General features: G+C 73.3%; 17 protein-coding genes. 4 read left to right on the top strand and 13 right to left on the bottom strand.

The window, feature by feature from the left end; all coding sequences use genetic code 11:
* Positions 1-22: 22 nt before the first annotated feature.
* Positions 23-1,339, bottom strand: a complete 1,317-nt coding sequence (locus ACIP37_RS28780) for an alpha/beta hydrolase (RefSeq protein ID WP_400811554.1) — start codon at positions 1,337-1,339, stop codon at positions 23-25.
* Positions 1,340-1,430: 91 nt separating this feature from the next.
* The gene (locus tag ACIP37_RS28785) at positions 1,431-2,558 is read right to left on the bottom strand and encodes a sensor histidine kinase (protein WP_400811556.1); all 1,128 of its coding nucleotides are present in this window, start codon (positions 2,556-2,558) and stop codon (positions 1,431-1,433) included.
* A 163-nt stretch (positions 2,559-2,721) separates the two neighbouring features.
* On the opposite strand from ACIP37_RS28785, the gene ACIP37_RS28790 reads away from it, so the two are divergent.
* Both ACIP37_RS28790 and ACIP37_RS28795 read left to right on the top strand, forming a co-directional pair.
* Positions 2,722-3,609, top strand: a complete 888-nt coding sequence (locus ACIP37_RS28790) for a helix-turn-helix transcriptional regulator (RefSeq protein ID WP_400811558.1) — start codon at positions 2,722-2,724, stop codon at positions 3,607-3,609.
* 20 nt (positions 3,610-3,629) lie between these two features.
* On the top strand, positions 3,630-4,277 hold the full coding sequence (locus tag ACIP37_RS28795) for an SDR family oxidoreductase (protein WP_400811561.1): 648 nt from the start codon (positions 3,630-3,632) through the stop codon (positions 4,275-4,277).
* A gap of 701 nt (positions 4,278-4,978) precedes the next feature.
* On the opposite strand, the gene ACIP37_RS28800 is transcribed toward ACIP37_RS28795, so the two are convergent.
* Positions 4,979-5,242: a hypothetical protein gene (locus ACIP37_RS28800; protein ID WP_400811563.1), complete on the bottom strand. Its 264-nt coding sequence runs from the start codon at positions 5,240-5,242 to the stop codon at positions 4,979-4,981.
* Positions 5,243-5,334: 92 nt separating this feature from the next.
* Between ACIP37_RS28800 and ACIP37_RS28805 the strand changes: the two genes are divergently transcribed.
* The gene (locus ACIP37_RS28805) at positions 5,335-7,497 is read left to right on the top strand and encodes a tetratricopeptide repeat protein (protein ID WP_400811566.1); all 2,163 of its coding nucleotides are present in this window, start codon (positions 5,335-5,337) and stop codon (positions 7,495-7,497) included.
* Here ACIP37_RS28805 and ACIP37_RS28810 read toward each other — a convergent pair.
* The 3 genes from ACIP37_RS28810 to ACIP37_RS28820 all read right to left on the bottom strand — a co-directional run bounded on the left by ACIP37_RS28810 (position 7,481) and on the right by ACIP37_RS28820 (position 10,883).
* Entirely contained in the window at positions 7,481-8,734 is a 1,254-nt protein-coding gene (locus ACIP37_RS28810) for a hypothetical protein (protein WP_400844697.1), read from the bottom strand. The two genes, ACIP37_RS28805 and ACIP37_RS28810, sit on opposite strands and share 17 nt — an antisense overlap.
* Before the next feature lie 711 nt (positions 8,735-9,445).
* On the bottom strand, positions 9,446-9,643 hold the full coding sequence (locus ACIP37_RS28815; RefSeq protein WP_363586152.1) for a 4Fe-4S domain-containing protein: 198 nt from the start codon (positions 9,641-9,643) through the stop codon (positions 9,446-9,448).
* Between the two features lie 40 nt (positions 9,644-9,683).
* On the bottom strand, positions 9,684-10,883 hold the full coding sequence (locus tag ACIP37_RS28820) for a cytochrome P450 (protein WP_363586153.1): 1,200 nt from the start codon (positions 10,881-10,883) through the stop codon (positions 9,684-9,686).
* 232 nt (positions 10,884-11,115) lie between these two features.
* On the opposite strand from ACIP37_RS28820, the gene ACIP37_RS28825 reads away from it, so the two are divergent.
* Positions 11,116-11,670, top strand: a complete 555-nt coding sequence (locus tag ACIP37_RS28825) for a MarR family transcriptional regulator (protein ID WP_363586154.1) — start codon at positions 11,116-11,118, stop codon at positions 11,668-11,670.
* Positions 11,671-11,803: 133 nt separating this feature from the next.
* On the opposite strand, the gene ACIP37_RS28830 is transcribed toward ACIP37_RS28825, so the two are convergent.
* From ACIP37_RS28830 to ACIP37_RS28860, 7 genes are all read right to left on the bottom strand, one after another.
* On the bottom strand, positions 11,804-13,033 hold the full coding sequence (locus ACIP37_RS28830) for a PLP-dependent aminotransferase family protein (protein WP_400811596.1): 1,230 nt from the start codon (positions 13,031-13,033) through the stop codon (positions 11,804-11,806).
* Between the two features lie 65 nt (positions 13,034-13,098).
* Positions 13,099-14,271 carry an alpha-hydroxy acid oxidase gene (locus ACIP37_RS28835; protein WP_400811574.1) on the bottom strand — a complete coding sequence of 391 codons (1,173 nt, stop codon included), beginning with the start codon at positions 14,269-14,271 and terminating at the stop codon, positions 13,099-13,101.
* Positions 14,268-15,365, bottom strand: a complete 1,098-nt coding sequence (hppD, locus tag ACIP37_RS28840) for a 4-hydroxyphenylpyruvate dioxygenase (RefSeq protein ID WP_363586156.1) — start codon at positions 15,363-15,365, stop codon at positions 14,268-14,270. Before hppD ends, ACIP37_RS28835 begins: the two co-directional genes overlap by 4 nt.
* A 52-nt stretch (positions 15,366-15,417) precedes the next feature.
* Positions 15,418-16,746 carry an MFS transporter gene (locus ACIP37_RS28845; RefSeq protein ID WP_400811577.1) on the bottom strand — a complete coding sequence of 443 codons (1,329 nt, stop codon included), beginning with the start codon at positions 16,744-16,746 and terminating at the stop codon, positions 15,418-15,420.
* 198 nt (positions 16,747-16,944) lie between these two features.
* Complete coding sequence (locus tag ACIP37_RS28850) at positions 16,945-17,952, bottom strand: pyridoxal phosphate-dependent aminotransferase (RefSeq protein ID WP_400811579.1); 1,008 nt, start codon at positions 17,950-17,952, stop codon at positions 16,945-16,947.
* On the bottom strand, positions 17,952-18,998 hold the full coding sequence (locus tag ACIP37_RS28855) for a class I SAM-dependent methyltransferase (RefSeq protein WP_363586159.1): 1,047 nt from the start codon (positions 18,996-18,998) through the stop codon (positions 17,952-17,954). The genes ACIP37_RS28850 and ACIP37_RS28855 overlap by 1 nt, the downstream gene beginning before the upstream one ends.
* Before the next feature lie 131 nt (positions 18,999-19,129).
* Entirely contained in the window at positions 19,130-23,479 is a 4,350-nt protein-coding gene (locus tag ACIP37_RS28860) for an amino acid adenylation domain-containing protein (RefSeq protein ID WP_400811582.1), read from the bottom strand.
* Positions 23,480-23,496: the final 17 nt, after the last annotated feature.

The following is a 23,496-nucleotide window of genomic DNA, read 5'->3' on the forward strand; positions in this document are numbered from 1 at the left end:
CGCCCGGAGCTCGATGGGCCGGTCAGCGGTGCGGGAGCGTCCGTAGGAACTCGACCAGGGTGCGCAGGAGGCGGTTCTGCTCGGGGACGGCGTACAGCAGGTCCTGGTGCGTCAGCTCCAGGTCGGTGTACGTGGTGACGGCGGGGATCGCGGTGCTCGCCCCCAACTGCTCCGCGGCGGCGGCCACCGTACCGTTGGTCAGGCTGCTACCGAAGGCGTACAGCGGGATGTCGATGGCCTCGACGTGGTGCAGGCGCAGGCCGAGTTCCCGGGTGACGTCGTTGTCCGTGAAGGCGTTGCCGGCCACGTAGTCGAGCATCACGCGGTTCAGGGTGTACCAGATGAAGGCCCCGGACGGACCCTCCGCGTGGGCTTCGGCGACCCGGGCGAGCGGCGTCGGGCCGTCGTCGATCCAGTTCCCGTCCTGACCGATCCGTCCCGAGTGCACGGCGTACCCGGGGTGGCCGACGGCGGCGTCGACGAGCTTGCCGAAGAGGCCGGCGTTGGTCAGCGGACCGCCGGTCGCGTAGGCCGCCGGGAGCCCGCCGGTGAGCCGGGCCGGGCCGTGCGGGTCGGCGAGGGCGCAGCGGGCGGCCAGATGGTAGAGGATGGCGGCGTCCTCCGGACGGTCGCCCGCCCGGACGGCCAAGCTCGTCGCGTTCTCGAACACGGAGCCGTCGGTGATGACGCTCCGCCAGCCGATGGCGTCCTGGGCGGTCAGCGAGAACTCCATTCCCGCGCCCTTGAAGGCGTCCCGGACGCCGCCGTCGATCTGCACCAGCCCGGACAGGTCGAGGTAGCCCGGGGTCCCGTCGAAGTCCCACGCGGCATAGTGGGCGACGGCGGCGCCGCCGACCGAGTGGCCACCGAGGACGACGTCGCGTCGCCCGCCGTCGGCTGCCGCCTTGACCACCTGCCGGACGTCCCGAAGCAGTACGTCGAGCCCCCAGGAGCCGGCGAACGGTGCGCCGGAACCCTCCAGGCTGGTGTACTTCCCGCCGAGGTAGTAGTCGATGGCGGTGTTCAGGTCGGCCTGGTAGTCCCGGAGGTCGGCGAGGTTCTGCTCCCGCCGGTCCACCGCCCAGACCTGAAGCCCAGGTACGGTGCGGGCGAGTTCACGGGCCAGGACGCGGAATCCGCCGGCCGCGCCCTCCCGGCCGCCGAGCAGGACCAGCACCCTGGTCGCCTCGGCCGGGCCGACCTTCAGCACCTTGACGTGCTGCAGCTCGTCGGGCCCGGCCGCCGGTGCGCCGGCGATCGTCTCGACCGTCTCCAACCAGCCGTCTTCGCCCGCCGGGCGGCTGGCCGAGTGTTGCGGTGCGTTGTGGGATGTGGACATGGAACTCCGAATCTCGCGCTGTCGGTCCCGGCCTGGCTGCTCCGGCCGGGCATCCACCAGCGTTCCGTCGGGCGCTCGCCACAACCAGTGCTCAACTCTGCCTAGGCATCGTGTTACCAGGCTGGTCCTCGTGGTCGCACTCGCACGGCGGCAGCGGGATCGAGAGGTCGATCACCGTTCCCACGTCAGGGACGCTGGCGAGCCGCATTCGGCCGCGGAGCAGCTCGGTCCGTTCGTGCATCGACGCCAGCCCGTGCGAACGGCCCTGCGCGAGGACGGTGGCGACGTCGAACCCCACGCCCTCGTCCTCGATCACCACCCGGGCACGGTGGGGCGTGACGTCCAGCCGGACGGTCGCCCTGGTGGCGTGGGAGTGGGCGAAGATGTTCCGCAGCCCCTCACGGATGATCACGAAGATCTGCTCGCGGTGCTCGCCGGGCAGCCAGCACTCGTTCCCGGTGACCCGGATGTCGACCATGTCGCCGTTCTGGACCGAGGCCAGGAAGGTCTGGAGACCGCTCGCCACCGTGCCCGGAGGATTGAACATCCGCAGTTCGGCGATGGTGCTGTGCATGGCGGAGAGCGCTTCCAACAGCACCGCCCGGGCCTGGTCGAACCGATCGGCGGCGACCGTCGGCGCGTTGTCACGGTAGATCTCGTACAGTTCGAGGCCCCGCAGGGCGGCGCTCACGCTGTTGCTGATGTGGTCGTGGATCTCGCGGGCGAGCCGGCGCCGTTCGGCGAGGTGGCCGTCCTTGAACCGGCGGTAGAGGAAGGCGTCGTAGCCCGTCATCATGGCCTCGGCTCGCTGATTGACGCTCCGGTTCAGCACGTGGGCCATAGTCCCGAGCAGGTCCTCGGAGTTCGGGTGCCTGTCCAGCGCCTTGGTGATCTCCGCCATGATCACGTCGAAGAGCAGCGAATTCGCCCGCAGGGCCTCGATGGGGTGCAGGTGGCGTACCGCCCGTCCCGCGTTGATCAGCTCCAGGGGGTCGGACGCCACCCGGTCCGGGACGGGCACTCCCCGAGCGAGCGTTGCCACGCAGACGCTGATCACCTGGCCGGCCTGACGTTCCAACTCCTGCCAGGCATCCTCCTGGCTGTCCAGTGCGCTGCCGATCTCCCGCAGACCGGCCCGGTACGTCCGCAGGATGTCGGCCCTACGGCTGTCCAGGTAGTCGGCCGCCGACGCGACGGCGGCGCCAGTGCTCCTCGGCATCTCCATAACCCCCATGCGTCACATGCCGCTTCATGCCATGTGCGTGACGATCAGTCACCTGGCGTCAGGCGCAGTCCAGATCAGCATGCCCCAGGGCCCGGTTCCGCAGCCTGGTCAAAACTGGGCCAGGCTGGGAGCGGGGAGCCGGGCGATACTCGACCATATGAACCCGAGCGCCGAACTCAGCGAGTTCCTTCGGACCCGACGCGCGCGCCTGCGGCCCGAGGAGGTCGGCGTGGTGCCGGTCCCCGGAGTCCGCCGGGTCGCAGGACTGCGCCGGGAGGAACTGGCCCAACTGGCCGGAATAAGCGTCGACTACTACACCCGGGTCGAGCAGGGCCGGATCCGCCGGGTCTCGGACAGCGTGATTGAGTCGCTGGCCGGCGCGCTGCGGTTGGACCAGCACGAGCAGGAGCACTTCCGGAATCTCGCGCAGCCCTCTCGTCAGGCGTCGCGGGAACCGGCGCAGCAGCGCGTCCGGCCGGGGCTGCGGATCATGCTCGACGCGCTGACCGACGTCCCCGCCTACATCGTGGGGCGCCGGCTGGACGTCCTCGCGTGGAACGAGATGGCTCGGGCGCTGGTCGCGGACTTCCCGGCGCTGACCCCGAAGGAGCGCAACCTGGCCCGCCTGGTGTTCCTGGACGAGCGCGCCCGGGAGATCTATCCGGAGTGGGAGCACATCGCCAGGAACGTGGTGGGCAACCTCCGGCTGGAGGTCGGGCGCCACTTCGACGACCCCCGGCTGGCCGGACTGATCGGCGACCTGTCGCTCCGGAGCCCGGAGTTCCGCAACTGGTGGGCGGGGCACGACGTCAAGTCCAGGACGTTCGGCACCAAGACCTTCCGGCACTCCGAAGTCGGGCTGGTCAAGCTCCACTTCAGCACGTTCCAGCTGACGGAGGACCCGGAGCAGAAGCTCATCGCGTACGCCGCCGAGGCGGGCTCCGACGCGGCTACCGTGCTGCGGCTGCTGGCCAGTTGGAACGCCACCCTGGCACCCAGGACGATCTCCGCCGCGGGCCCTGCCGATGCCATCGACCGCTCGTGACACCTCCAAGGACGTAAATCGTGATCATCACTGTGTTCGGCGCGACCGGCCGGACCGGCTCCCGGGTCGTCTCCCTGCTGCTCGACGCGGGTCACCAGGTCCGTGCGGTCTCGCGCGACCGCAAGCGAACCGGGACCGGCGGGCAGCAGGGGCCGGCCCCGGTCCTCGGCGACCTGACCGCAGGGACCACTGCCCTGGCCGAGCTCCTGACCGGCAGCGATGCCGTGGTGAACTGCGCCGGGGTGTCCAGCCCCCGCTCGCGCGACCTTCTCAGGGTGGACCGCGACGGAGCGATCGCCGCTGTGGAGGCCGCCCAGGTTACCAGCGTCCGCCGTTACGTCCAGGTCTCCGCCATGCCAGCGGACCGCGCCGACCAGGCACCGCTGGGCTTCCGCTCCTACCTGCGCGCCAAGTACGAGGCCGACCTCGTGCTCGCTCGCTCCGGCCTGGAGTGGACAGTCCTGCGCCCGGGCGGCCTCACCGACCGCAGCGGCGGCGGGCGCATCGCCCTCGCCCCCGCGCTGCCCGACGGAAGCATCCCCCGCGACGACCTCGCTGCCGTCGTGGTGGCCGCCCTCTCCCACCCGGCCGCCCGGAACCGCGCCCTCGACGTCATCTCCGGCACCTTGCCGATCGAGCAGGCCCTGGCCGGCCTGGCCGCGGGCTGACAGCACGCGAAAGGCCCCGGCGAGCCGTCGGACTGTGCTCATATGAGCTGGCGACTATAGCCTCAGGACCACCCCAACAATGCGGCCACCTGGGCGAAATGCCTAGCCCGCTATTGGTACTCCTCGCGATATCAGGACGGGATCGCGGCAGTGGCCAGGCTGGTGGACGTGTCGGAGTCGATCACTGCGCGGGGCTGCGGCGAGCTGGCTGGTGGGGCGGAGGTGCTCGGGTGGGTCACCGGGCCGCGGCGGGCGGTTTACTGCGTGGGATGGCTTCAGCCTGCTGGGTAGCGCCACCATGGGGATGCGCGGCAAATCACGCTCGAACTCCCCCTCGCTCGCCGCCTCTCACGCGCCTCTCACGGACTGGGCGTCATGAGATGCCATCGGGCGTCATGTGGGCTGGACGGGATGGGCCCTGACCTGCGGGATTCAGACTGTCGAATGCCAACTGGACGCTCTTTCGACCGCTTGGGGTCAAGGGGGCGCAGGTTCAAATCCTGTCGTCCCGACGCGAGTCGGAAAGGCCGTTGGCCGGGAGGAATCCCAGGTCAGCGGCCCTTTTGTTGATGGGCCGACAGGTGATCGATGGCCGTGGCACCGGCGTCTTGCGATCTTGCCGGGGACCAGCTGGAGGATTGCTGCAACCTGCTGCGGCGTCCCCACAGCCGCCCTTACATGAGATTGCCAGCCTGCCAGCCTCAGGGGACCCTGGACAGTTCGATCGGGACGTCGATGGTCAGGTGCTCGGCGGGCAGGGCTTTGAGGTTGCGGCCGTCGATGAGGCGGATGCGGCCGTTGAGGATGATGCTCTCCATGAACGCGGCCGGCGTGGCGGAGGACGCCTCGTTCGGCGCGCGGAGGGCCCGGCGGGCCACGAGTCGGGCGTAGGCGTCGTGGACCCCGGTCCGCGGGGGGAGGAAACGGAACCGGACCCGCCCGTGCGCAAGCAGGCGGCTGTGCACCCACGGTGAGGTTGCGCAGGCTACCGTGGGGCCGGACGCGAGGGTGCGGCGGCTGCTGGTCGGGTGTGCCGCGATGGACCAGGGGGTGTGGGGTGTTCGAGCCGGTGTCGCTGTCGGCGGTGGCCGCTGTTTTCGGCGCCGTGGGTGCGAGCGTGGCGAACGAGGCCGGCAAGTGGGCCTGGGAGTCGGCGGGTGCCTTCGTCCGCCGGGTGACGGGGCGGGACGTGCCGGCGCCGACCGATGCCGCCGAACGGGCCACTGTGGCGCAGCTGTTGCTGGATGCGGCGGGGTCGGATCCCGCGCAGGCCAGGGCGCTTCGCGCCTGGCTGGGTGGCCAGGGCGGGGGCTGGTCCGGGCCGTTGGCGGCGCCCTCCCTGCTGCCGCCCTCCGACCGCTTCTTCACCGACCGGCGCAAGGTGCTGGCGCTGCTGGACAAGGAGGCCGGACGGAAGGCGGACGGCACGCCCCGCGTCAGTGTCCTGTACGGGCCTCAGGGAATGGGTGTGAGCGCCGCGGCCGTTCACTGGGGCGCGCTGCAGCGGAAGCGGTTTCCGGACGGGCAGCTCTACGCGGACCTCTCCGGCGGGTCGCCGGCCACCGCACCCGATGCGGCCGCTGTGCTCCGGCAGTTCCTGATCCACCTCGGCATGCCGGCGGACCGGGTTCCGCCGGCCGCGCAGGACCGGGTCGAGCGGTTCCGGTCGCTGGTCGCCGAGCGGCAGCTGCTCGTCGTGCTGGACCACGCCCGCTCGGCGGCCCAGGTCCGGCCGTTGATCACCGCGGCCCCGGGCGTCGTCACGGTCGTGGTGGCCCGGCGTCCGCTCACCGGTCTCGACGCCGTTCCGATTCCGGTGGGGCCGCTGTCCGACAAGGACGCCAGGCGGCTGCTCACGGACCTCGCGGGGAAGGAGACCGTCTCCGCCGCCGGCCCCGCCCTGTCGGGTGTTCTCGAACGGTGCGGCGGATCGCCCTTCGCCCTGCGCGCCGCGGCTCCCCGGCTGGCGTTCATCCCCCAGCAGCGCCGGGGCCGGGGCGGTGGTGGCGACGGCGGTGGCGATCCCCACGCGGGTGATCCGGTGCGCGCCGCCGTGCAGGAGTCGTACGAGGTACTGGAGCCGGAGGAGGCCCGGCTGTTCCGGCTCTGTGCCCTGCGGCCGTGGCCGGCCGTCGGTCCCGAGCTGGCCGTGGCGGTCGCAGGCCCCGGCGGACCCACGGTTGAGCGTGCTGGTGTCCTGCTGGCCGGGCTCGCCGAGGCCGGCCTGGTGGAGGCCACACCCGAGGGCCGCTACCGCTACCGGCCCGCCGTGCGCCGGTTCGCCGAGGAGCAGGCGGCGCGGGTGGACGGGCTGGCCGCGTGCGCGGGTGCGGTGACGCGTGCCGTGGAGCACCTGCTGCGCTTCGCCGTCCGGGCCGACTACGCGGCGTTGCGGGAGCGTTGGCACGTCGGGCCGCTCTACCGCGAGCTCGGGCCCGGCGACTACCCGGACGCCGGTGCGGCGTTGGCCGCTCTGGCCGCGGAGGTGGGCAACCTGGTCGAGGCGGTGCTCGCCGCCGAGGAGTTGGCCGCGCCGGCCACGGCGTGCGAGCTGGCGGAGGCGTCGTGGGCGGTGCAGCTCAAGGCCGGTCGGCACGAGGCCCTGTTGCCGGCGCTGCGAACCGCCGTGCGGGCGGCGGTCGCGCACGACCCGGACTCGGCGATGGCCGGCCGGATGCACACCCAGTTGGCGTTCGCCCTGATGGAACTGGACCTGCTGGCCGAGGCCGAGAGCTGTCTGGTCGACGCCTCCTCGGCGTTCGAACGGGCCGGCCACCTGCTGGGCCAGGCCACGGCCGTCGAGTCGCTCGGGCTGCTGAGGCTTCGGCAGTGGCGGTGGCAGCCCGCGTACGACTGCTTCGAGCGGGCTGACGGACTGCTCGCCTCGATCGGCCCGGACCACGAGCGGGCGGGGGACGTTCCGCGGGCCCGGGCGCTGTTGAAGCGGCACCGGGGGCGGGCGCTGCGAGGCCTGGCCGAGTACGAGCGGGCCCGGGTCTGGCTGACGGAGGCGTTGTCCGAATTCCGGCGTCTGCGCGACAACTACAACGCGGCCCGCACCCTCACCAATCTCGCGGAGACCTGGGCGGACACCTCGGCGACGGATCAGGCGCTGGCCGCGATCGACGAGGCCACCGCGATCCTGGACCGTGAGCAGGCGGAGCCCCATCTGCGCTACCTGGCGGGCCTGCGGCAGCAGTGCCTCACGGAACGGGACTGACCAGGACCGGGTGGGACGCGCCGCCGGTGCGCACCGTCAGCTCCATCGGCGGCAGGGGTCGCAGGGGTCGGGGGACGGCGGCGCCGTCCAATTGGGCGAACAGCGCCGAGGCGGCCGCCGCCGGGTCGAGCGAGGGGCTGGTGAGGCGGACGAATCCCCACTCACGCATCAGCACTTCGCAGGTGTCCGGACCGGAGACGAAGGCCGCGAGCGAGCAGTTCGGGTAGCGGGCGAGCGTCGCCGCGGCCCACTCCCGGGGCGGACCGATCCGGGGGTCGTCGGCCTCCCCGTAGCGGAGGATCGCGTCGGCCAGACCGAGGAGGCCCTGGTCGAGGGTGTCCTCGTGCACCGCGAGGTGATCGGAGCCGGGCCCGGAAGGCCCGTACCGGCCTTCGGCGACCCGCTCGACGGTGACTTCGTGCGGGCGGGGCCCCGGGCGGGTGCGGACCCGCAGCGGCACGGTTCGGGTCGGTGGCCGGTAGTCCGGGAGTGGGAGAAGGTCCAGGAGAGCCGGCTCTGTCGGCTCGGGCAGCCCCATGACCTCGTAGAAGAGCGAACGCAGCAGGCCGGCCGCCTCGCCGGGCGCCGAGGTCGTCAATTCGCTGGCACTGGTCATGGATTGATGGAACGTCAGGAGTTGGTCCAGCTGTGGTCGCAGGGGGGAGTCCAGGGCGAGTCGGGGGGCTTCGCGGACGAAGGCCGCTACCGGCGAGGTGGCGCCCAGGACCTCGTCGGAGGCCGTGCCGAGCAGAACGGGGGTGCCCAGCGCCGCGGCGTAGTAGCTGACCGAGCCGAAGTCCCCGATCACCGCGTCGGCGGCGATCAGCGCCTGTCGCCAGCTGTCCAGGGGGTCGATCAGGGTGAGGCCGGCCCGCTCGGCGCGGTCCAGCCAGAGGCGGACCTGGCCGGGGCCGTGGCCGTGCCAGATGTTCGGGTGGAGGACGGCCGCCACCCGGTAGTCGTCGACCGGGAGTTCGGCGGTGAGGCGGTCGAGCAGCCACGGCAGCGGGTCGTCCGTGCCGGCGTCCCCGAAGAGCGACTGCGGGTTCCAGGTGGAGTTGAGCACGACGAGCCGCTGTCCGGGCCGGACGCCGAACGCGCGGCGATGGCGTTCCCGGTACGGAAGGGCGGCCAGGATGCGGTCGAAGCAGGGGTCGCCGCCGAGCACCGCCGTCGGAGCGGCCTCGGGGCAGGCTTCGCGCAGCCGGCCGAGCTGCTCGGGGTGGGAGAGCACCATCGCCCGGGCGAGCGGAACCCCGTCGGACAGCAGCCACTCGGGCGCCAGGCCGAAGACAGGGGCATGCGGCGCGTTCGGTGTTCGGTGTTCGGTGTTCGGTGTTCGGTGTTCGGTGTTCGGTGTTCGGTGTTCGGTGTTCGGTGTTCGGTGTTCGGTGTTCGGTGTTCGGTGTCGCAAGCCTTTTATTGTATCCGGTTCCGTGCGAGAGGACGACCAACTTCCCCTGAAAAACGGAGAGTTCACCGCCGAAGCTGGCTGACAGGGCGAGGTCGACGGGTGTCTGCTTGGCCTGCTCCCACGGAAGTACCGGAACCCCGAGGGAGCTCAGCAGCTCGGCGACTCCTGCGCTGAAGGGGGACGATCCCGTACAGGCGGCCAGCAGCTGGATCCTGAGGTCGTCGCGGAACAGCGGAACGACGTCCAGGAGACGGGTCGCGGAGGTCACGTTGTGGACGACGAGGAGAACCCGGCGGCAGCCACCGCGGGTGGTCCACCTCGAAGCGTCCTCGCCCACCGGAACCCGGATCCAGTCGGTCACCAGCCCTGCCAACCCGCCGCTCCTTCGATGCTCGCCGCCTCCCCTCGCGAGGTCCGTCCATTGTTCCACGGCGTGGATGTCGAGGTTCGGCCTCGGTCGGGACCGGTCGGTTCGGCCGGACCCGACGCGCGGTCAAGGTCTTCGCCCGGCGGCGGGTTGGGGAGTGGGGGTGATTACAGGTGTTCGAGGCGGATGGCCGCGGCCGGGCAGACCGCGGCGGCGTCCTGGACGGCCTGGTGGAGGTCGGCGGGGGGTGCGGCGTCGAGGAGGATGACGATGCCGTCCTCCTCGCGCTGGTCGAAGACCTCGGGGGCGGCCAGTACGCAGTGGCCGGCGCCGCAGCACTTTTCCTGGTCGATGTGGATGAGCATGGCTTTCCTTTCGGAGGATCGGTTCGGACGCGGGGGGCCGCTACCAGGCGAGGGGGAGCTCGTGGACGCCGTAGATGAGCATGTCGCCCCGGAAGCGGATCTCCTCGAACGGTACGGCCAGGCGCAGTTCGGGCAGTCGCTGCAGGATGGAGTTCAGCGCGATCTGCAGTTCCAGCCGGGCCAGGGGCTGTCCGAGGCACTGGTGGACGCCGAAGCCGAAGGCCAGGTGGAGGCGCGCGTCGCGGGAGAGGTCGAGCTCGTCGCCGTCGGGGAACTTCTGCTCGTCCCGGTTCGCGGTGCTGATCATGCAGATCACGCCCTCGCCCGCTCGGATCCGGACGCCGCCGACGGTGACGTCCTCGGTGGCGACCCGGGTCAGGCCGGAGTGCACGATGGTGAGGTAGCGCAGCAGTTCCTCGACGGCGCCGGCGACCGACTCCGGGTGCTCGCGCAGGTGGGCGAGCTGGGTGGGGTTCTGCAGCAGGGCCAGGATGGAGAGCGCGGTCATGTTCGCCGTGGTCTCGTGTCCGGCGACCAGCAGCAGCCGGCCCATGGCGCCGATCTCCTCGGTGCTCAGTTCGCCGCGGGCGACCAGGCGGCTGAGGATGCCGTCGTCGGGCTCGGTGCGCTTGGAGTCGGTGAGCTTGACCAGGTAGTCGACCAGGTTCTTCTGGGCGATCTGCACCTCTTCGGCCGAGGAGTCGCGGCGCAGCAGGACCCGGCTGCACTCCTGGAAGAAGTCGTGGTCCTGGTAGGGGACGCCGAGCAGCAGGCAGATGACCAGGGACGGCAGCGGCAGCGCGAACTCGTGGACCAGGTCGCCGGAGTTGCGGCCGGCGGTCAGCTCGTCGAGCAGTTCGTCGGCGATGCGCTGGACCTCGGGGCGCAGTGCCTCGACCTTCTTGATCATGAATTCGCTGGTGAGCATCCGGCGCAGGTGGGCGTGCTCCGGGTCGTCCATCCGGATGAAGGTCCGCTGGCCGGTGCTCAGCTGCCGGGCTCCGGCGCTGATGAACGGGAAGCCGGGCCGGGCGGCGTCCGAGCTGAAGCGGGCGTCGCTGAGCACGGCCTTGATGTCGTCGTGGCGGGTGACCAGCCAGCTGGGGGCGCCGTCCCAGAGGGTGATCCGGCTGATCGGTTCGTCCTGCTGGGCCTGCTGGTAGGCCGGCGGCGGGTCGAACGGGCAGCCGCCACGGGCGGCGGGGTGGGTGAACCGGGGGTTGTGAGCGGCGGTGGCCATCATGGGCTCCCTTCGCGGAGCGGATTTGCCGGTGGCGCCGAGCGGATGGGCCTGCGGTGCCGTGGGGTAGCGCCCGGGACCGTTGCATGCCCTAAGCAACTAACTCACCGTCACGCTAACTCGCGGTCAGTGGTGGCGAAAGGGCCCATCCGGTGGCGAACGAATCTGTCTGGAAACCGGTCAGTGGTCGAGAGGGGAGCCACTCCCCGAACGGGGTCGCTACAGTTCCCCCATGCCGGACGCAACAGACAATCCGACCGCCACCTCCGAACTGGAGGAGGTGCTGGCCTCGCTGGCCTACCTGCTGACCCGCTCGCAGGAACACGAGCGCCAGACGGCGCGGGCCGGCATCACGGCGGCGCGCTCGGACGTCTACCTGCTGCGCGCGCTCGCCGAGGCCGAGGAGGTCAGCCGCGTGGGCGACCTGGCCGCCCGGCTGATGGTCAAGCCCTCCCACGTCACCCGGCAGATCGACCGGCTGCAGACCCAGCAACTGGTGGAACGCACTCCGGACGTGCTGGACCGCCGGGCCCGCCAGGTGGCGCTCACGGCCGAGGGGCGGGCGATGCTCAACCGTCTGAAACAGGCCAACATCGCCGGTCTGGCCAATGCGCTGGACGGCATTCCGGCGCCGGACGTCGCCGCCACGGTCAGCGTGCTGCGCCACTTGGTGGACCGGTATGTGCGGCAGGTCCGGATCAAGATGCTGTCCGAGGACGCCACGCCGGCGGACCGGGCGCCCGGGAGCGTCGGCATCGCCGACCCGGGCCCGAACCGCTGCCCCTGACGCGGGGCCGGCAAGGAGGGGGCGCCGGAGCGGGCGCCCCCTCCGAGGTCAGGACCGTACGGCGATCGAAACCGTACGGTGATCAGGACCGTGTGGCGATCAAAACCGTACGGAAATCAGGACCGTGCGGAGATCAGGACCGTGCGGAGATCAGGGCGGCCAGTCCGTCCAGCCCGCGGTCGACGGTGTCCGGGTCGACCTGGCTGACGGAGAGCCGCAGTTGCCGCTCCCCGCCCGCGTCCGGGTAGAAGTGCGACATCGGGGTCCAGATCACCCCGTACTCCGAGGCCGAGAGTTCGAGCAGCGCGTCGTCCACCACGAACGGCACGGTGACCACCAGGAAGAACCCGCCGCGCGGCTCGTTCCAGCTCACCCCGCTGCCGGGCGGGAAGCGCCGGGCCAGGCCTGCCAGGACGAGCGCGAGGTTGCGCCGGTAGAGCGCGGCGACCTCGGTGTTGGCGGCCCGCAGGCTGTAGCCGTGTTCGAGCAGCGCCCCGCCGATCACGGCCTGGGCGATCGGTGAGGTGTTCACCGTGGTCATGCTCTTGATCATGCCGAGCAGGTCGGCCAGCAGGTCGGTGCCGCCCGCGCCGTCCGCCACCGGCTGGTCCGCCACCACGTACCCGACCCGGGCGCCCGGGAGGGCCGTCTTGGCGAAGGAGCCGAGGTGGACGACCCGCCGTTCGGTGTCCAGGGCCTTGAGCGAGGGCAGCCGCTCCTCGCCGGCGAAGACGCAGTACGGGTTGTCCTCCAGCAGGAGGAAGTCCTCCTCGGCGGCCAGGGCGAGCAGCTCCCGCCGCAGCTCCAGCGGCAGGCTGGCCCCGCTCGGGTTGGCGACGTCCGGTACCAGGTAGAGGGCGCGCGGACGCAGCCCCTCGGCCCGGGCGGCGGCCAGTTGGCGGCGCAGGTCGGCGAGGTCCACGCCGTCCGGGCCGTCGGCCACCGGCCGCACCGGCAGGTCGGCGAGCAGCGCCGCGCCGGTCAGCCCCACGTACGTGGGCGAGACGGCGAGCACCACGTCCTCGGGGCCGCGGCGCAGCGCCCGCAGCACCAGGAACATCGCCTCCTGGCAGCCCACCGTCACCACGATCGACTCGGCGGGCACCTCGATGCCCTCGTCCACCGCGAGGTGGGTGGCGATCAGCTCGTGGATGATCCCCTTGGTCCGCCCGTACTGGAGCACCTGCCGCCGGGCCGCCTCCTTGGAGAGCCCGCGCTCGGCGCGCAGGTGGGCGACGTAGCGGTCCAGGTGGCGGTGGACGGCGTCGAGTTCGAAGAACTGCTCCGCCGGGCGGCCCGCGGCGAAGGAGACCGCCTCCGGGTAGCGGATGGAGATTTCGTTGAGCAGGTTCATCGAGGTCATCGCCGGGTCGGCGAGGGAGGGGTGCAGGTCGGCCCGCAGCAGGCCGCGGGGTGGGGCGGTGGTGGTCACGGTGCACTCCAGGTGGGGCAGGGCATGGGGGTGGTGCGCAGCGCGGCGGCCGCGCTCAGGTCGGCGCAGCCCGCGAGGCCGAGCGCGTGCCGCAGCTCCGCGGCCAGCAGGTCGAGCACGTGGGCGCAGCCGGCCTCGCCCCGGGCCGCCAGGCCCCAGATCATCGGGCGTCCGAGCAACACCCCGGACGCCCCGAGGGCGAGGGCGGTGAGCACGTCCGATCCGCCGCGCACCCCGCTGTCCAGCAGCACCTGGCAGGCGCGGCCGGCCAGCGCCTCGGCGACGGCGGGCAGCGCGGTGATCGAGGGGACGGCCCGGTCGAGCTGGCGGCCGCCGTGGTTGGACACCACCACGGCTTCGGCGCCGAGTTCGGCGGCCCGCACCGCGTCCGCCGGGTCGAGCACCCCCTTGACCATCAGCGGCAGGCTGGTGTGCTCGCGCAGCCAGGCGAGATCCGCCCAGGTGACGGCGGGGGAGAGCAGCTCGGCGGTGTGCGCGGCCACGGCCGAGACAGCGGTGGTCGCCTGGTGGGCCCGCCCGGCGGCGCCGTCTTCGAGCAGGACCGCGCGGACGTCCGCGGGCAGCGCGAAGGCGTTCTTGGCGTCGCGCAGGCGGCGGCCCATGAACGGCACGTCGGCGGTGACGACCAGGCATTCGCTGCCCGCCGCCTCGGCTGCCGCGACCAGGTCGAGCAGCCGCCCCCGGTCGCGCAGCCAGTACAGCTGGAACCAGAGCGTGGCTCCCGTCGCGGCCAGCTCCTCGAAGCCGACGCTGCTGAGCGTGCCGACGGTGAACGGCACCCCCGCCGCGGCCGCCGCCCGGGCCGAGGCCAGCTCGCCCTCGGGGTGGAACAGCCGGTGGTACGCGACGGGCGCCACCGCCACCGGCACGGTCGCGCGGCTGCGCACCAGGGTGGTGGCGGTGTCGCAGGCGGAGACGTCGGCCAGCACTCGGGGCACGAGGGCCAGCTGGTCGAAGGCCGCCCGGTTGCCGGCGAGGGTCCTCTCGCGCTCCGCGCCGCCCTCCAGCCAGTCCCAGACCTCGGGCGCGAGGACGGCCCGGGCGGGCTCCGCGTACTCGGCGACGGAGAGCGGCTGGGGGGAGGGTGACGGGGAGGAGGGCGACGGGGCGGGGGAGGGCTGGTGCCCGGTCAGGGCCGGCGCGCTCATCCGGCCACTTCGCTGGCGCTGCGCTGGAGTTCGACGGCCTCGTAGAGGGCGCGGACGTTGTTGCTGCCGAAGGTGCGGGCCCGGATGCGCTCGATCACCTCGAAGAAGAAGGTGCCGCGCGGGTGCTGGGAGCGGGTGAAGATCTGGAACAGCTGGCCGTCGTGGTCCTGGTCGACCAGCAGGTGCAGGGCGCGCAGCTGGTCGAGCGAGTGCCGCAGTGGCGTCAGACGGGCGGGCAGCGCGTCGAAGTACGCGCCCGGGGTGCGCAGGAACGGCACGCCGCGCTCCGCCATCGCGGAGACGGAGTGCACGGCGTCGGCGGAGGAGAAGGCCACGTGCTGCACCCCGGCGCCGCCGTGGTCGGCGAGGAAGGAGGCGATCTGGCCGCCCGCGTCCGGGCTGAGCGGCTCGATCAGGGTGAGCGTGACGCTGTGGTCGGCGCTCTGCACGACCGCCGAGTCCATGCCGAGCGCGCCGACCTCGATCCGCTCCTCGAAGATCATCCGGAAGCCGAAGACCTCGCAGTACCGGCGGACGGTCTCGCGCAGCTCGCCGGAGGGGACGCAGACCGCGAAGTGGTCGACGGAGCGCAGCCCCGTCGTGCCGGTGTCGGTGACCGGGGCGGCGTCCGGCAGGCCGGGGATCCGGTCGGCGGGGGCCTCGGGGCCGCGCTCGATCAGGGTGTGCACCACGTCGCCGAAGGCGCCGACCACCGCCGTGACGCAGCCGTGCGCGGCCTGCGGCGGGCGCAGGCCGTCGGCGCCCCGGCCGGTCAGCGTCCGGTAGGCGTCGGCGGCGTCCGGCACCCGCAGGGCCAGTGCGCCCACGCCGTCGCCGTGCCGGGCCAGGTAGTCGGTGGCCGGGTGGCCGCCGGCCAGCGGCTGGGTGAGCAGCAGCCGGATGGTGCCCTGCCCGACCAGCGCCGAGAGGCAGCGCTCGGCGGCCTCGCCGCGCTCGGTGGGCGGGACGAGCAGCTCGAAGCCGTACTCGCTGGTCAGCCGGGCGGTCTCGGCGGTGAGGTCGGACAGGTAGAACTCGACGTGGTCCAGTTCGACGGGGAGCGGGGCGGTGGTGGGCGAGGAGCGGTCGGTCATCTGAGGAGCTTTCTGGTGAGGAGGAGAGGAGGTGTCGAGGGTGATCGGGCGATCAGGTGCGCTGGAGGTCCGGGGCGCTCCCGGGCTCGGTGGGGCTCTCGGAGCCGGCCGGAGGCTCGGTGGGGCTCTCGGGCTCTTCGGGGGCCGCGGGCTCGGCGGAGGTCTCGGCGGAGGTCTCGGTGCCGGCGGGGGCCTCGGGCCCGGTCGGGGCCTCGGGCTTGCCGAGCAGGTGGGCGGCCGCGAGCAGGGCGCCGAGCACCATCACGGCCAGCACGACCCGGAAGTCCAGGGCGGCCACCAGTCCGGAGCCGACGCCGACCGCGAGGGCCTGCGGGGCGGTGAGCGAGAGGTTGACGGCCGCCTGGGCGCGGCCCATCAGCTGGGGCGGCGTGGCCGCCTGGGCGGCCGTGGCGAGGCCGACCATGGCGGCCGGGATGCCCGCCCCGGCGATCACCAGGCCGGCCGCCACCACGGGGAGGGACGGCGCGAGCAGCAGGACCGTGCCGAGGCCGAACACCACCGACCCCGCCATGACCGTCCGGCGCGGTCCGAGCCGGCCGATCAGCAGACCGCCGACCACCGAGCCGCCCAGCGCCCCGACCGCCTCGGTCGTCTCCAGCACGCCGAGGAACTGCGGCGGGCGGTGCAGCCCGTGCTGGGTCAGCGCGAACAGCACCGGCTGGAGCAGGCTCAGCACGAAGCCCGTGACGGCGGTGGCCGCCACCAGCGGGCGCAGCCCGGTCGCACCGCGCAGGTGGGCGAAGCCCGCCAGCACCTCGGTGCGCCACCGGAGGCCCGAGGGCTCCGGCCTGGGCTCGTCCGCCCGCAGGCCGAGGAAGGCCAGGGCCGCCAGCAGCAGCACGCCGAGGTCGGCCAGCGCCACGGCGTGCCCGCCCAGCCAGCTGTAGAGGCCCGAGCCGAGCAGCGGCGCGACCAGCGTGGTGCCGGCCCGGGCGCTCTGGGTAAACCCGGCTGCCGCGCCGAAGTCCTGACGATCCGTCAGGATCGTCCGCAGCAGGGCGCTCTGCGCCGGGGCCAGCACGGCCCCGGCGAGACCGCAGAGCGAGGCCGTGCAGTAGATGATCCAGACCCGGTCCGGACCGTCGACGAGCAGCAGGGGCGTCAACCCCACTGCCACTATCAGGTTGACGCCGACCAGCAGCGGTCTGCGCCGGACCCGGTCGGCGAGCAGGCCGCCCAGCGGCAGGAGCAGCAGCGGCGCGGCGAAGCAGAACAGCACCAGCCCGGCGGCGGAGTTGCTGCCGGTCAGCACCTTGGCCCAGATGCCGAGGGCGATGGAGAGGGCGCTGTCGCCGAGGACGGACAGGGTCTGCCCGGCGAGGTAGCGCCGGAACTCCGGGCGGGCCAACAGCGGGTGCATCGCGGTTCCTTCGCTGCGCCGACGGCGCTTCGGGTGCTGGGCGTGCCGGGCGTGCTGGGTTGCTGAGGGTGCTGGGCTGCTCGGCGCGTGGGGCGCGGACGGTGCGCCCTCACGCGCCGTGCGCGGGGACGTGCGGGGACGTGCGGGGACGTGCTGGGACGTGCGGAGACGGCCGGGATGCGCGGGCGCGGGGTGCGGTCAGGGAGCGGCGGGCGCGGTGGCGGTGAAGCCCTCGATCACCGCGTCGTTGGCGTCCTTCTCACCGACGGCGATCCGGATGCCCTGGCCGGGGTAGTAGCGGACGGCCACCCCTCGGCGCTCCAGCTCCGCCCGCAGGGGGAGCTGGTCGCCCGGCGCGACGACCCAGAGGAAGTTGGTCAGGCTGGGCGCCACCGTCCAGCCCAGCCGCAGCAGTTCGGCCCGCAGGCGCTCCCGCTCGGCGGCGATCTCGGCGATCCGCCGGTCCACCTCGTCCTGGGCCGAGACGGCGGCCAGCAGGCCCGCCTCCTGGAGCCGGTTCACCGCGTACGGGACCTGGTGGTCCCGTACCCGCTGGGCCACGGACTCCTCCGCGAGCGCGTAGCCGATCCGCAGGGCGGCGATGCCGTGCGACTTGGAGAGGGTGCGCAGCACCACCAGGTTCGGCCACTCGGAGATCCGGTCCGGCACCGCCGGGGCCGCCCAGTCCCGGGCGAAGTCGACGTACGCCTCGTCCAGCAGGATCAGCGCCGTGGCCGGGACCAGGCGGAAGAAGTCCGTCAGCTCCGCCCAGGAGTAGACCGTGCCGGTCGGGTTGTGCGGGTTGCACAGCACGACGATCCGGGTGCGCTCGTCCAGCCGATCGGCCATCGCGGCCAGGTCGTGCCGGGCGTCGGGGCCGAGCGGGACGGCCCGGGCCTCGGCCCGGGCGATCTCGCAGAACAGCGGGTACGCGTCGAAGCAGGGCGCCGAGTGCACCACGTTGTCGCCGGGCCCGACGACGGCGTGGAAGAGGTCCAGCGCCACGCCCGCCGAGCCGTGGCCGACCACGACCTGAGCGGCCGGGACGCCCTGCCAGTCGGCGATGATCCCCTCGATCCGCTGCGGGCGGAAGTCCGGGTACCGGTGCAGGTCGCCGGCGGCCGCGGCCAGGGCGGCCACGACGGACGGCAGCGGCGGGCCCGGGTGCTCGTTCTGCGCCAGCAGGTGTCTGGCGGCGGCGGCCATCAGTCGGCCTGGAGGACGTAGAGCCAGGAGTGCGGGGTGGCCAGCGCCTCGACGCGGTCGATCCGCAGTCCGGCGTCGGTGAACAGCTCCTCGTACGTCTCCTTGGTGTGCAGCGGCACGCCCATCATCGCGTGCGCCAGCTCGAAGCCGACCGAGAAGACCGGCAGGGCGCTCTGGGACTCGCCCGGGCCGCGCAGCATGGTGTCGCCGAGCACGAAGGTGCGGGCCTTCGGGAAGGCCTCCCGCATCCGGGTGAAGATCGAGGAGCGGGTGGCCGGGTCGGCCAGCAGGTCGTGCAGCAGGAAGAAGCTCATCACGGTGTCGACCTCGGCCACCTCGGCGGCCTCGGCGTCGTTGTCGATCTGGGTGCCGAGCAGGCCCAGGACGTCGGCCCGGACGGCGGTGACGCGGTCCTGCATCCCGGCCGTGACGATGTCGCGACGGGCGATGTCGGTGGCCGGGCGGCTGATGTCGATGCCCAGGCCCCGGGTGCCCTCGCGCTGCCCGACCACCCGGCGCACCCGGGCGGAGGTGCCGCTGCCCAGGTCGGCGATGGTGCGGAAGTCGATGCCGGAGAGCACGTCGGTCAGCTGCGCGGCGAACAGCGACTGGTCGCACTGGGCGGAGCCGAGGGCGACCATCGCCTCGTCGCGCAGGACGTCCTCGCTGTAGCGGTGCGTCCCCGCGCTCAGGTGCCCGGCGCGGCCGAACACGTCGTGGTACCCGCCGACGGCCCAGGTGAAGTAGCCGCGCGCGGCGGCGACTTCGAGGCCCACCTCGGTGGGCACGTAGGTGCCGCCGTCGGCCTTGACGTAGCCGCAGTCGGCGGCGGCGCGCAGGACGGCCTCGGTCCGGGCGGTGTCACCGCCCTGGGCGGTGGCCTCGACGGCCGAGAGCGGCTCGCCGCGCCCGAGCTTCTCCAGCACGCCGATCCGGTCCAGCGCGAAGATCACGTTGGCGGCGATGAAGCCGTTGTAGGCGTCGGTCGACGTGATCGGCGACGGGGTGACGCCGCGCCAGGTGTCGGGGATGGCGGCAGTGGTCATGGTGGTGTCCGTTTCTCGGTGGGCGGGCCGGGTGCGGCCCGCGCGGTGGGTGCAGGTCGGTGGCCTGCGGTCGGAAGGGATGCGAAAGTCGGCGGGTCAGGAGGCCGGTCGGCGGCCGGTCGGTCAGGCGGTCAGGTGGCCGGTCGGCCGGTCAGGCGGCCGGCGAGCACCGGGCCGATGACGGCGAGCGCCTCGGGGCCCGTCATGGCGCCGTGGGTGCTCGGCACCTCGTGGACGTCGATCCGGCCGCCCACGTGGGGGCGCCAGCCGTCCGGGTCGGGGGCGTCGGCCGGGCGGTCCTTGGCGGCGGTGAAGACCACCGCGTCGCCGTCGTAGCCGGGCAGCGGGAGCGCGTGCGCCAGCTCGGCGTTGGCCTGGAAGACCGCGACCACCCGGGCCACCGCGGCGCCGCTGAGGCCCGCGAGCGGGCCCTCGCCGTGCCGGACCAGCTCGGCGTAGCCGTCCTCGTCCTCGGGCCAGGCGCCGATCTCCCCGGCCGGGTGGCCGAGCGAGTCGAGGATCACCGCCAGCTGCTCCGGGTCGTTCCGCCACTGCTCGGGCCCGGCCTCGCCGGCGCCCGGATAGGCGTCCAGCAGGGCCAGCAGCCGGACCTCCTCGCCCTGGTCGCGCAGCAGCGCGGCGATCGCGTGGGCGACGGCCCCGCCGAAGGACCAGCCGAGCAGGGCGTACGGGCCCTCGGGGCGGACGGCGCGGATCTGCGCGAGGTAGTCGCGCGCCAACTCCGCGACGGAGGAGGGGCGGTGGCCCGGATCGGCCAGGCCCGGGGCCTGGAGGCCGTAGATCGGCTGCTCGGCGTCGAGGTGGCGCAGCAGCCCCGTGTACACCCAGCTGATGCCCGCGGCCGGGTGGACGCAGAACAGCGGCGGGCGCGAGCCCCGGGTGCGGATCGGCAGCAGGACGGGGAAGCTCTCGGCGCCCGGCCCCCGGGCGAGCCGCTCGGCGAGCCCGGCGACGGTCGGCGCCTCGAACACGGTGCGGACCCCGATCCCCTCGCCCGCGCCGACCAGCTCCCGTAGCCCCGCGACCAGCCGGGCGGCCAGCAGCGAGTGCCCGCCCAGCTCGAAGAAGTTGTCGTCCACACCGACCCGTTCGAGCCCGAGCACGTCGGCGAACAGCCCGCAGAGCACCTCCTCCTGCGGCGTGCCGGGCGCCCGCCCGGCGCCGGGCCAGGCGGCGGTGTCGGGGGCGGGGAGGGCGCGGCGGTCGACCTTGCCGTTGGCGGTGAGGGGGAGGGCGTCCAGGGCCACGACGGCGGAGGGCACCATGTAGTCGGGCAGGGTCGCGCCGACGTGGGCCCGCAGGAGGGCCTGGTCGACCGTCTGCCCGGGCCGGGCCACGGCGTAGCCGACCAGGCGCCGGTCGCCGGGGCGGTCCTCGCGGACCAGGACGAAGGCCTGGGCGAGGGAGGGGTGGCGGACGAGGGCGGCCTCGATCTCGCCGGGTTCGATGCGGAACCCGCGGACCTTGACCTGGTGGTCGGTGCGGCCGAGGTACTCCAGGGAGCCGTCGGCCCGGCGGCGGGCGAGGTCACCGGTGCGGTACATCCGGCTGCCGGGGGCGCCGTACGGGTTGGCGACGAAGCGCTCGGCGGTCAGGCCGGGCCGGTTGAGGTAGCCCCTGGCCAGGCCGGAGCCCGCGAGGTAGAGCTCGCCGACGACCCCGGCGGGGACGGGCTGCAGGGCGGCGTCCAGGACGTGCAGCCGGGTGTTCAGGATGGGCCGGCCCAGCGGCGGTGCGATCCGGCCGGACAGCGGGGTGGTCATGCTGGCGCAGACGGTGGATTCCGTCGGCCCGTAGGCGTTGACCATCCGCAGGCGGGCGGACCAGTGCTCGACGAGGTCGGGCGGGCAGGCCTCCCCGGCGACGGCCAGGGTCTCGACGTGCGCGAGCGCGTCGGGGGGCAGGACGGCCAGGGCGGTTGGCGGCAGGGTGACGTGGGTGACGCCCTGCTCGGCGATCAGTTCGACCAGGGCGGGGCCGGGCAGCAGCTGGTCGGCGTCGGCGAGGACGGCGCGGGCGCCGGTGAGCAGGGCCAGGCTGAGTTCGGCGACGGCGGAGTCGAAGGAGGGGGAGGCGAACAGCAGGTAGCGGCTGTCCGGGGTCACGGCCAGGCTCTGGCGCTGGCTCTCGACCAGGGCGGCGAGGCCGGTGTGGGGGACGACGACGCCCTTGGGGCGGCCGGTGGAGCCGGAGGTGTAGATGACGTACGCGGCGGCGTCGGGGGTGGTGGCGGTGCCGGTTTCGGCGTCGGGTTCGGTGCCGGTTTCGGCGTCGGTTTCGGCGTCGGTGAGGTCGTGTGCCGGGTGGCCGGAGGTGTCGAGCTCCTCGACCAGCAGGCGCGGGACGGCGCTGTCGGCCGGCAGGCCGGCGGCCACCGTGCCGGTGGTGAGGACCAGGACGGGGGCGGCGTCGGCGAGCATGTAGGCGATGCGGTCGGCCGGGTAGCGCGGGTCGAGCGGGAGGAAGGCCGCGCCGGCCTTGAGGACGGCGAGCTGGGCGACGATGAGCTCGATCGAGCGCTCCAGGGCGATCGCGACGAACCGCTCGGGGCCCGCGCCGTGTGCGGTGAGCAGCCGGGCGAGGCGGTTGGCGCGTCCGTTCAGCTCGGCGTAGGTGAGCTGCTCGGCGCCGAAGGCGAGGGCGACGGCGTCGGGGCGGGCGGCGGCCTGGGCCTGGAAGAGCGCCGGGAAGGTGGCGGGGGCGACGGAGTGGTCGGTGTCGTTCCAGGCCGTGATCAGCTGTCGGCGCTCCTCCGGCGCCAGGATCTCCACCTGGCCCACCCGCTGGTCAGGGTCGGCCAGCACCGCGCGCAGGGCGCGCTCGAACCGCGCGGCCGTCGCCGCCGCCGTGGCCCGGTCGAACAGGTCGACGGCGTACTCGACCGTCAGCTCCAGGCCGGCGGGGGTGCCGTCACGGTCGAAGGCCTCGCTGAAGGCGAAGGTCAGGTCGAACTTGGCGAGGTCCGAATCCAGCGCCTCGACCCGGCCCGGCAGGCCGCCGAGGCGGATCGTTCCGGCGTCGCCGCCGGAGGTCAGCATCACCTGGCAGAGCGGGTGCCGGGCCGTCGAGCGCGCCGGGTTGAGCAGCTCGACCAGGCGCTCGAAGGGCACGTCCTGGTGCCCGAAGGCGTCCAGGGCGCCGATCCGGACGCGCTCCAGCAGCTCCCGGAAGCTCGGGTCGCCGGACGTGTCGGTGCGCAGCACCAGGGTGTTGACGAAGAAGCCGACCAGGTCGTCGAGCGCTTCGTCGGTGCGCCCGGCGACGACGGTGCCGATCGGCAGGTCGGTGCCCGCGCCCAGGCGGCCCAGCGTGGTGGCGAGTGCCGCCTGCATCACCATGAACACGCTGGCTCGGCTCTGCTGCGCCAACTCGACCAGGGCGCCGTGGAGTTCGCCGTCCAGGTGCAGTTCCACCGCCGCACCCCGACGGGTCGGCGCGGTCGGGCGCGGCCGGTCGTAGGGGAGCGCCAGTTCCTCGGGGAGGCCGGACAGCACCTGCTGCCAGTGGGCGAGTTGTTCGGTGAGCAGGGTGGTGGGTTGTTGCGGGGTGCCGAGGAGTTCGTGCTGCCAGAGGGCGTAGTCGGCGTACTGCACCGGCAGCGGCTCCCACTGCGGTGCGGTGCCGGCGAGGCGGGCTTCGTAGGCGGTGGCGAGGTCGTGCAGGAGCGGGGCGACGGACCAGCCGTCGGTGGCGATGTGGTGCATGAGGACGAGCAGGACGTGTTCGTCGTGCGGGAGGGAGAACAGCGTGGCGCGGACGGGCAGGTCGTGGGCGAGGTCGAAGACCTCCCCGCCGGCCTCGGCCAGGGCGTCCTGGAGCGCTTCCTCGGTGGCCACCGACACGGTGTGCAGCGGGAGTTCGGGACGCTCGACGATCAGCTGGTGCGGCTGGCCGTCGGTGGTCGGGTAGACGGTGCGTAGCACCTCGTGGCGGTCGAGGACGTCCGTCAGCGCCGCCTGGAGGGCGGGGGCGTCGACCCGGCCGGTCAGGCGCACCGCGCACGGGGTGTTGTAGAGCGCGTTGGGGCCCTCGAACTGGTCGATGAACCACAGGCGTTGCTGTGCCGGGGAGAGCGGGATGCGCTCGGGCCGGTCGATGGGCCGCAGGGCCGGACGGGCCGTGCCGGAGGCGGGCAGGACGGCGGCCAGGGCGGCGACGGTCGGGGCGTCGAACAGGGCACGGATGGGAAGTTCGGTGCTGAGGGCGGTGCGGATGCGGCTGACCAGTTTGGTGGCGAGGAGGGAGTGGCCGCCGAGGTCGAAGAAGCGGTCGTCGATGGTGACGGTGGTGAGTCCGAGGACGTCGGCGAAGAGTGTGCAGAGGGTTTGTTCGGTGGTGTTGCGGGGGGCGCGGCCTTCGGTGGTGCTGGTGTAGTCGGGGGTGGGGAGGGCGCGGCGGTCGATTTTGCCGTTGGCGGTGACGGGGAGGGTGTCGAGGATGACGACGGCGGCGGGGAGCATGTAGCTGGGGAGGGTGT

The organism is Kitasatospora sp. NPDC088861 (assembly GCF_044750105.1).
In the GTDB taxonomy this organism is placed as follows: Bacteria; Actinomycetota; Actinomycetes; order Streptomycetales; family Streptomycetaceae; genus Kitasatospora.